The following is a 9,580-nucleotide window of genomic DNA, read 5'->3' as shown; positions in this document are numbered from 1 at the left end:
GCAGTCGGCACCGGCGCGATGCGCTGGGTGACCGGCTGGGGAGCGCTCTCCTCGAAATCGCCGAAGTCGGCGCGGGTGATATTGCCGTTTGCTGATGGTCCGTGTTTCATTGCGCCTTCTTCGTAGTGGTGTCGGCGGCGGTGTCGCCGGATTCTGTGGAGTCGTTGGCGGTGCCGGTCGCGTTGGCGGTGCCGGCGGCGGTTCCTGTGGATTGTGTGGAATCGGCGGCAGCGGATGCGTCGCTGGATTCGCTGGATTTGCTGGATTCGGCGGATGATTGATCGCTCGACGATTCGGCATCGGTCTTGCCGGCCGCCTTCGCTTCCTCGGTTTGCGTGGTGTCGACGCTGGAATAGCGCAACGGCTGCAGGAGCGCCGCCGATTCCGGGAATTTCAGATCGGCCTTGGTCTCGACATTCCAGCCGACGCCGAACGCGCTGACGTATTCCTTGTAGATCTTGATGGCGTTGGAGTCGTCCAACGCCTGGAGCATGCGGTCGGTGGGGCCGATCGCGGAGACCGTGTACGGCGGCGAATACTTCTTGCCCTGCAGCAGCAGCACGTTGCCCTGACACACGATGGCGGAGTTCGACAGCACGCGCTGATCCTGAATCATCATCGATTCGGCGCCGCCCGCCCACAGCGCGTTGACGACCGACTCGATGTCCTCCTGATGGATCACATAATCATTGATGTTCGCCGTCGAACCGGAATCATCGACCATCTTCTCCCACAGCGGAGAATCGTCAAGCGTGACCGAAACGCCCGGTCCATGCACCGCAGGCAGCACCGTGCCGGAGCCGGCGTCCTCGCCCTGCGGCGTGGATGTGGCCGCCGAACCGACCGCAAGATCCTTGACGGTGTCGATCTGCGAGCTGAGCTTGGCCACGTCGTCGCGCAGCTCGTCGACACGCCGAACGCGCTGTTCGATGAGATCAGCCGTGTCCGACGACACGACCGCGGAACGGTTCACGCGGACGTTGGTCATCAGCAGATACCCCGACAACGCAACCAGCAGGAACGTGGCCACGCCGGCCGCAGCCGAGCGCTTCACGCCGTGTCTGCCGGTTCGTCTCGCCATGACGCCTCCGTTGTGTCGCCGAATATTCGCTAGTTTCGAGTCTAACCACTATTATGATTTTTTAGCCTAATAAAGGAGACTACGCTGATGGCTGATACGAAGCTGCACGAAACCGACTCGCAGGATCAGAAGGACTGGCAGTCCGAGACCGAGTCCGCCGCGGAATCCACCGAGGAGACCGCCGCCGACACCGCCGCCGAGGAGACCGCCAAGGAGACCGCCGACGACGATGACGTCTACGGCGTGCCGATGGACAAGGTGGAGGCCGTGCTCAACGCCACCGCCGACAAGAAGGACCTCACCCCACAGATGCGCCGCATGATGGCGCGTCAGGCCGAGAACACCAAGCGCGTCGAGGAGTCCATCAAGGGCACCAAGTCGAACCCGCGCTGGTTCGTGCCGCTGTTCTGCGCGCTGATGATCATCGGTCTGATCTGGGCGGTCGTCTACTACCTGTCGCCCGCCGGCGCGTGGCCGATTCCGAACATCGGCGCATGGAACCTGGCGATCGCGTTCGCGATCCTCATGGTCGGCTTCATCATGACGATGTGGTGGCGCTGAGCGCGGCGTTTCGCCAAACTCGCAATCGCTGATCACGGGTTTTCCGCTGATCACAGCTTTTCGCAGATAAGCAGCGCATGCCTCGCTCCGGCGAGTGTGGTGGCGAAGATGTAGACATCCGAGCCGTCCGCCAGCCGGAGTTTTTTGCGTACCTGCGCAACGGTCATCGGGAAGTTGCGCACCGCCACATTCGCCTGCCGGATGCCCGACAGCGCGGTTTTCAGCTCGCGTTTGCCCATGCCGGTGATCGCGTTCACACGAAACGCGCGCCCGGGGAAGGACGCGAGCGGTTCGGCGGCGGCGAACAGATGGCTGTTCGGGCCGACCTGCGACACGCCGAAGTGCCGTGCGATCGCGTCGAAGCATCCCGCCTTCATCAGGGACGCGTTCGGCTCGTACAGGTAGCGGATCGGCGTGTCGTTGTTGGTGTTGTTGGCGGCGGCGGTGTTGGCGGTGTTGCTGTCGGCAGCGCTGTCGGCGGTGGTGGCGGTATCGCTGCTGCCGTTCGTGTCGGTTCCGTTCTGGCTGACGTTGCGGTCTGATCGGGGCGTGCGGGTGCCGCCGACGGGATCGAGCCAGGTCCAGTTGCCGTCGGCTCCGTCGCGGCCGCGAGAGCCGATTTTCTCGAAGACGACGATGTCATCGTCGTTGACGCAGTATATGCGCAGCGGTTGTGGTTCGCGCTGCTGGCGCTGTCGTGGATGCTGCGGATGTTGCTGTGGCATTGCGTCGGATACGGCCTCGGTGGATACGGTCGCGGCGGTCGTGGTCGCGGCGGACGTCGCTGGAATCTCGCCGCGCCCCGGCGCGACGCGCGCCCGATCAAGCACCAGCAGCAGTTCCTTGCACTCGTTGCCGACGGACACGATGTGCACCTCGGCCACCGCTCCGGCGAAATCCTGCACGGTTTTGCGCCAATCGAGCATCGGCGAGAGCTTGATCATCACGAATCGGGCCTTGGCGAGCAGTTCGTCGCGCAGACCCAGCACATCCGGCGTGCAGTCGGCGATCGCGTAGGTGCGTGCGCCATGCGCGTCGCGGCGTGCCGGATCGACGTAGATCATCGTCTGCTCGGGCAGATCGGCGAGCACTGCGGTCGAATCGGCGTTGACGACGCGCGCATTGGAGATGCCGAGCGCGCGCATGTTGTGCTCGGCGATCGCGCACAATTCGGCCTGCCGCTCGATGTAGGTCGCATGCGTGAACTCGGCCGCCATGTACGAGAAGTCGACGCCGAATCCGCCGGTCAGATCAGTTAGGCTGGTCGGCTGGGTCGGGGTGAGTGAACCACGGCCTTCGCCGATGACCAGGCGATGCGCCACGGCTGCCTTGTACTGCGCGGTGAACTGCGACGAGCCTTGCTCCATCGGCACGCGCGGCGGATAGATCACGTCGTCGCAGACGGCCCAGAACGGCAGCTTTGTGCGCGCCTTGGCGTATCCGGCGATCTGATCGAGCGCCTGCGCAAGATCGACGCCCGCCGGCGGCTTGGCGTGCAGCGCCAGCTCGGTCACGTCCTCGCCGCGATGCGCGCGCGCGAATTTCAGCGTCTCCGGGGTAATCATCACCGTTCCATTGTATTGGTGGTTGGCGTATGAACGGCCTGGATTGGCGGTTTCCGGTGTCCGATGCCCGAAAGACCAAGGATTCGCCACCGGAATCGCCGCTATCTCGAAACCGCTATCTCGAGACCGCTATCTCGAGACCGCTATCTCGAAACTGAGAGGCTGTTTTTGGGTGTTGCGGCAGTCTATCTCAAAACTGAGAGGCTGCTCGGTGGCGAAAGACGCATGCCGCCAAGCCGTTTTCCCATTCGTCCCAACGAACTTTGCTCCAATAGCAGCCTCTCAGTTTTGAGATAGACTGCCGCAGACCGTGAAATCAGCCTCTCAGTTTCGAGATAGCGTCCCGGGAGCACCTCTAGGCACGAGCCCGTTGCGCCCGCCAAGTGCAATCCGCTGTGCCTGGGACGCTTCGTGAATCGCTTTGTGGGCATTGCGGGACGCTGCCGCAGCCTTGATGGCTACGATGGGACCAGCCGAAGTGGAACAGCCGCATTCGGCGTGGGCCAATCCCTACTGAGGTAGGGCATCACCGACATAACGGAGGCAAATACCATGAGCGAGAAGATGGAAGAAGTGGCGACTTCGCAGGCGCCGGCGGCACTGGGCGCATACAGCCAGGCGGTCAAGGCCAACGGATTCGTGTTCGTGTCCGGACAGCTGGGCATCGACCCGACCACCGGCGAACTGGCGGGCGAGACCGCCGGCGAGCAGGCCGCGCAGGCCCTCAAGAACATCAAGTGCATTCTTGATACGGCCGGCACCGGCATCGAGCATGTGGTGCGCGCCACCATCTACCTCAAGAACGTCGAGGACTTCAAGGAGGTCGACGCCCGCTACGCCGAGGTGTTCATCGGCTCGGTCAAGCCGGCGCGCGTCGCGTTCGGAGGCAACGACATCCCCAAGGGCGCGCTCGTCGAGATCGACGCCATCGCCGCGCTGTGACGCTGGGTTTGCGACGCGCGCTTTGTGACGCTGTGCTGTGGCGCGCTTCGCGACGCGGGATTCTGTGGCGCAATGCGGCCTGACGCTTCGCCGCGTCGTGCTGCCGTGGTGCGCTCAGTGCGGCGATTTGCGCGGATTCCGTCCTTAACTGCGCGCGATCGCCACGTGTCCGCGCAGTTAAGGACGATTTGACCGCTTGTTTCGTCCTTAACTGCGCGGGACCTTCGTAATCGCGCGCAGTTAAGGACGATTTGACCGCGGTCGGCGCTGATGAAGCACTGGTCGGTGCTGGCATGGCGCTGGCATGGGTTGACGGGGTGTTGGCACGGCGTTGGCCACGCGCGAGTGCGGTGCCGGCGTGACATCAGCGGGGGTCGCCCGGCGGAGCACGTCCGTCTCGGGCCGGCTTTCGTCTGCATCGGGCGGCTTTGGGCACGCCCGGCGCTGTCGCATACGCCGGTAGACTGGGAAGAATGAATCCTGAAGCCCTGAGTGCACTGATTTCCAAGACCGCCCACGACCTGATCGCCGCCGGCAAGGCCGGTTCGCTGACCGATGATCTGATTCCGCCCGTTGACAAGCTTGCCGTGATGCGCCCGAAGGACCGCGCGCATGGCGACTGGGCGTCGAACGTGGCCATGCAGCTGGCCAAGAAGGCCGGCATGAAGCCGCGCGAGCTGGCTGAGCCGTTCGCGGCGGCGCTCGCCGAGGCCGACGGCATCAAGTCGGTCGAGGTGGCCGGCCCCGGCTTCATCAACATCACGCTTGATTCCGCATCCGCCGCGGCCGTGGTCGATGCGGTGCTTGCCGCGGGCGCGCAGTTCGGCCGCAACACGCATCTGGGCGGCAAGACGCTCAACCTTGAGTTCGTCTCCGCCAACCCCACCGGCCCGATTCACATCGGCGGCACGCGCTGGGCCGCGGTCGGCGATTCGATGGCGCGCGTGCTTGAGGCCAACGGTGCCAAGGTCGTGCGCGAATACTATTTCAACGATCACGGCGAGCAGATCAACCGTTTCGCCAAGTCGCTCGTCGCCGCATGGGCACGCGCCAACAACCTCGGTGATGCCGGCTACCAGACCGAAACCCCGTTCGACGGCTACAAGGGCGCGTACATCGACGAGATCGCCCGCCGCGTGGAGCGCGAGGCCGAGGCCGACGGCGTGGTGCTGACCGCGCTCGACCACAAGGATCAGGGCCTCAACGACGACGGCGAGCCGATCGGCGAATCCGATTCCGCGCTGCGCGAGGAGTTCCGCAAGCGCGCCGTGCCGATGATGTTCGCCGAAATCCAGCAGTCGATGAAGGATTTCCGCGTGGACTTCGACGTGTGGTTCCACGAGAACAGCCTGTACACCGACGGCGAGGTCGATCGCGCGATCGCGGCGCTGCGCGAACGCGGCGACATCTTCGAGAAGGACGGCGCCACCTGGTTCGCGTCCACCAAGCACGGCGACGACAAGGATCGCGTCATCATCAAGTCGGACGGCAACTTCGCCTACTTCGCCGCCGACATCGCCTACTACTGGAACAAGCGCCACCGCGATACCGACCCGGCCGACGTGGCGATCTACATGCTCGGCGCCGACCACCACGGCTACATCGGCCGCATGATGGCGATGTGCGCCGCGTTCGGCGACGAGCCGGGCGTGAACATGCAGATTCTCATCGGCCAGCTCGTCAACGTGATGAAGGACGGCAAGGCGGTGCGCATGTCGAAGCGCGCCGGCAACGTCGTTACGATCGATGATCTGGTCGAGGCGGTCGGCGTGGATGCGGCGCGCTATTCGCTTGCGCGCACCGACTACAACACGCCGGTTGACATCGATCTCGACCTGCTCGCCTCGCATACCAACGACAATCCGGTGTACTACGTGCAGTATGCGCATGCGCGCGGCTGCAACGTCGATCGCAACGCGGCCGCGGCCGGCATCGGCACCGATGGCGCCGATCTGTCGATGCTCGACACCGCTGCGGACGGCGAGGTGCTGGCGGCGCTCGCACAGTGGCCGTCCGTGCTCGCCACGGCTGGCGATCAGCGCGCGCCGCACAAGATCGCGCGCTATCTGGAGGATCTGGCCGGCACGTATCACAAGTGGTACAACGTCGAGCGCGTGGTGCCGATGCCGCTGACCGAGCCGGAGGAGCGACTGGCCGAGGCCGAACGCGAGGCGCTGCGTGTGGCGAAGAACCCGGAGCCGGCGCGTGCCGCCGCCCGCCTGAAGCTCAACGATGCCGTGCGCACGGTGATCGCCGCGGGACTCGACCTGCTCGGCGTGACCGCTCCCGACCGCATGTAGCGCGTTGCGGGTAGCACGCGTAGCGCGTAGCGCCGCGTTGCGTGTGGCGCGTGGCGTCGGGTTGCATGTAGCGCGTGTAGCATGTGTGGCGCGTGAATCGCCGGGGCAGTCACATATGGCGCGGGTTTGGTCACAGGGTGCGCTCCGCTCCCTGTGACCACCTCGCGAAAACCTTGATATTGCAACGTTTTCAGAGGTGCGGTCACGCGGCGCGCCCGCTCCCTGTGACCAAGTTCGCGCATCGTGACCGTTACGGCACACCATATGACACGCCGTGCGGCAGGACCGTCACGATATCAGCGCAGGATTGTCATGGTTTTCCCAGCTAACACGGATGCTTCGTTGAAGTCGGCGTTGTTATATAGGAACCACGGCGGACAGCCGCAATAACTGAATCCCTTCTTCTCTCTTCTCTCTCAAGCCCGGCCCCGACAGCCGGGCTTTCTCTTTGCGTATCCGGGGCGTTGATCGAACAGTGATGTGGATCGTCATGCTCGCCAGACTGTACTCAATGGGCAAGTCGGCGCTTGTGTGCGGATAATGCGCTTGCCGTGCATGGATTGTGTTGATCAGGGGCGGCGACGCATCGCCTTGTGCGACGCTCTGTTATACCGGAATTGGCGTGTCGCCGGCGCAGTCAGCTGTCCGCATGTCGGTCGCTGATTATGCTCCGGCTTGCATCAATGATCAATGTGGTCAGTCATGATGTGGCCGAGCATGATACTGTCGGTACGCGCCGAGTCTGGTGAAACAGAGCTTGAGATCCGCTTCCTGCGGATCGCCGCTGCAAGGAGGATGCCATGGATGGTAGGAATGCCACGGTCGGCAATGATGCAGCGGTTGGCAATGCCGTGACCGGCAACGTTGTGACCGGCAACGTTGTGACCGGCAACGTTGCGAACGGCAACGCCGAGGCTGGCAACGCGGATGGGCGGCGGCTCGATTCCGCCACTCCGTCCAGCCCCGCCACTCCGTCCAGCCCGGTCAGCCCGTCCGCAACGGCTGGTTCCGCGAGCCGACCGGCATCCCGGCATCCGGGCGGACGGCTGCTCGACTGGGCGATCGAACTGCAAAGCCTCGCGCAGGCCGGCCTGACCTACGGCGTAAGCCCGTACGATCTGGAGCGATACCAGCGCATCCGCGACATCGCCGCCGACATGCTCGCCGCGCAGTCGGATCTGCCCATCGAGAAGGTCAAAGGACTGTTCTGCAACGAAATCGGCTACCAGACGCCCAAACTCGACACGCGCGCCGCGATCTTCGACGAATCCGGCCGCATCCTGCTCGTGCATGAGAACAACGGCACATGGGCGCTGCCGGGCGGCTGGGTTGACGTTGATCAGTCGGTCGAGCAGAACACGATCAAGGAAGCCAAGGAGGAATCCGGGCTCGACGTGACCGCCGACCGGGTGATCGCGATTCAGGACCGCGCCAAGCACAACCTGCCGCCCTACGCATACGGCGTGTGCAAGATCTTCATGCTGTGCACGCGCGTCGGCGGCGAGTTTGAATCCAATATCGAAACCACCGAAACCCGCTATTTCGCCGAGGATGAGCTGCCGCAGCTCGCCGAGGAGAAGAACAACGCCGAGCAGATCCGCATGTGCTTCGCCGCCCACCGCGACCCCGACTGGGTGACGCGCTTCGAGTAGGCGCGCCCGCTTTCTTAAGGGGCGAGCGTTCCCGCGGGAATCACGTACACGCCGTCGTCCCGCTGATAGGCGAAATCGCCGATGCCGACCATCACGGCGAGAAACTCCGGCGCCCTGCTCCGCGCATCCGAATTCCTCAGGAGCTTGCTGTTGAGCCGCTGCAGGCTTGCGCACGCGGCTGGGACCTTATCTTCGCTGGTTTTGATCTCAATGCCACCCCATCTGCCATCGGCAAGTTCGATGATCACATCACATTCCAAGCCGGAATCGTCGTGGTAGTAGCGTACCGGTTCCATGCCGATGTCCGGCAGCGCTCTTGCATATACCAGCAGATCGCGCACGCATAGATTCTCGAACAGGAATCCGAACGTCTGCCAGTCATCGAGCAACGCAGCCGGATTCATGCCGAGCATGGCTGCCGCGATCGACGGATCGGCGAAATAGCGGCGGGGCTTCGTCTGCAATCGTTTCGGATCTCGCGCAGGAGGCGCCCATCCTTTTACCGGATCGATGACGAACATGTCCTCAAGCATGCTCACATAATCGGATACCGTACGGTCCGAAACAACGTCGTCAGGATTCGCCTCCGCCCCATACATGTCTTTGCGAAGCGTGCGAAACGTAACCGCCTGACTGAGATTGCGCGACAGTGAGCCCATCAGCCGGCGTGCAATATCCGTATTCTTGCCAAGCCGGGCAACGCTTTCATCCAGGGTGAGTCGAATGTATTCGCGAATCAGGATTTGCGCGTCCGATACGGGCATGTCATGCGCCTCCGGCCATCCGCCGCGGCACACGGCGTCAAACAGCGATTGCGTGTCGACCAAGTTGCGTGCGGGGGTGAATTGATGCTCGAACAGGCCGCGCAGACTCACCGCGCCTGACGAGATGTCGGATTCGTACAAACTCATCGGACTCATGCGAATGCGGCCGATTCGTCCCGCGCCGCTATGCAGAGGCGTGTTCTTCCCATGCGGCGTGGAGGAGCCTGTCAGCAGCCATTGGCCCTTGAGGCCGGGAACGTCATCGACCTGGTGACGTACCTCATCCCACACCGCTGGCGCCAATTGCCACTCGTCGATCACATGTGGCCGCTCGCCGAGCAGCATCAACGCCGGGTTTGCTTGGGCGACAGCCAGATTGTTGCTTCGATCCACGTATGTGATGCTGGATGCATGCGCTCGGGCAGACCACGTCTTGCCGCACCATTTGGTTCCTGCGATTTCGATCGCGCCGAAAATGCGCTGATATCGCACGATCTGAGCATCCACGATACGCGGCCGGTATCCGGCAGGGGTGATGCTGCCTACTGCTGAATCATTCATAAATGGTCCTTTCCGGCCGGACTGGAGTGCGACTGCAATAATCCGAATTTCTCAACTACCAAAATCCGAATCTTTCAACTACGATAATCCGAATTTCTCAACTACCAAAATCCGAATTTGGTGGTGGGGCGGCGGGGCCGTGGTGGAGGTCGAG

Annotated in this window: 6 protein-coding genes and 1 pseudogene; 4 read left to right on the top strand and 3 right to left on the bottom strand. The window is 63.2% G+C overall.

What is annotated here, in order from left to right; all coding sequences use genetic code 11:
• Positions 1-322: 322 nt before the first annotated feature.
• Positions 323-1,081, bottom strand: a pseudogene (locus tag EHS19_RS03285) (DUF881 domain-containing protein); the annotation flags it as partial.
• An 87-nt stretch (positions 1,082-1,168) separates the two neighbouring features.
• On the opposite strand from EHS19_RS03285, the gene crgA reads away from it, so the two are divergent.
• Positions 1,169-1,642, top strand: a complete 474-nt coding sequence (gene crgA, locus EHS19_RS03280) for a cell division protein CrgA (RefSeq protein ID WP_151916376.1) — start codon at positions 1,169-1,171, stop codon at positions 1,640-1,642.
• A 50-nt stretch (positions 1,643-1,692) separates the two neighbouring features.
• Here crgA and EHS19_RS11275 read toward each other — a convergent pair whose 3' ends face one another.
• Positions 1,693-3,210 carry a THUMP-like domain-containing protein gene (locus EHS19_RS11275; protein ID WP_421745160.1) on the bottom strand — a complete coding sequence of 506 codons (1,518 nt, stop codon included), beginning with the start codon at positions 3,208-3,210 and terminating at the stop codon, positions 1,693-1,695.
• A gap of 549 nt (positions 3,211-3,759) precedes the next feature.
• On the opposite strand from EHS19_RS11275, the gene EHS19_RS03270 reads away from it, so the two are divergent.
• The 3 genes from EHS19_RS03270 to EHS19_RS03260 all read left to right on the top strand — a co-directional run bounded on the left by EHS19_RS03270 (position 3,760) and on the right by EHS19_RS03260 (position 8,101).
• Positions 3,760-4,149 (top strand): Rid family detoxifying hydrolase, encoded by a 390-nt coding sequence (locus EHS19_RS03270; protein WP_151916374.1) that lies wholly within the window; start codon positions 3,760-3,762, stop codon positions 4,147-4,149.
• Between the two features lie 473 nt (positions 4,150-4,622).
• Positions 4,623-6,449 (top strand): arginine--tRNA ligase, encoded by a 1,827-nt coding sequence (gene argS / locus EHS19_RS03265; RefSeq protein WP_151916373.1) that lies wholly within the window; start codon positions 4,623-4,625, stop codon positions 6,447-6,449.
• A gap of 800 nt (positions 6,450-7,249) precedes the next feature.
• On the top strand, positions 7,250-8,101 hold the full coding sequence (locus tag EHS19_RS03260) for an NUDIX hydrolase N-terminal domain-containing protein (RefSeq protein WP_151916372.1): 852 nt from the start codon (positions 7,250-7,252) through the stop codon (positions 8,099-8,101).
• Positions 8,102-8,115: 14 nt separating this feature from the next.
• Here the strand turns inward: EHS19_RS03260 and EHS19_RS03255 are convergent, their stop codons facing one another.
• Positions 8,116-9,426, bottom strand: a complete 1,311-nt coding sequence (locus EHS19_RS03255; RefSeq protein WP_151916371.1) for an ATP-binding protein — start codon at positions 9,424-9,426, stop codon at positions 8,116-8,118.
• Between the last annotated feature and the right edge of the window lie 154 nt (positions 9,427-9,580).

This window comes from Bifidobacterium jacchi (genome assembly GCF_009078285.1).
Lineage (GTDB): Bacteria > Actinomycetota > Actinomycetes > Actinomycetales > Bifidobacteriaceae > Bifidobacterium > Bifidobacterium jacchi.
Note: the sequence above shows the minus strand (reverse complement) of the source record. Positions and strands in the feature narration are given on the sequence as shown.

Coding starts and splice junctions, on each gene's coding strand:
- EHS19_RS03270 (WP_151916374.1), top strand. CDS start 3,760: ATGAGCGAGAAGATGGAAGAAGTGGCGACTTCGCAGGCGCCGGCGGCA.
- EHS19_RS03260 (WP_151916372.1), top strand. CDS start 7,250: ATGGATGGTAGGAATGCCACGGTCGGCAATGATGCAGCGGTTGGCAAT.
- EHS19_RS03255 (WP_151916371.1), bottom strand. CDS start 9,426: ATGAATGATTCAGCAGTAGGCAGCATCACCCCTGCCGGATACCGGCCG.
- argS (WP_151916373.1), top strand. CDS start 4,623: ATGAATCCTGAAGCCCTGAGTGCACTGATTTCCAAGACCGCCCACGAC.
- crgA (WP_151916376.1), top strand. CDS start 1,169: ATGGCTGATACGAAGCTGCACGAAACCGACTCGCAGGATCAGAAGGAC.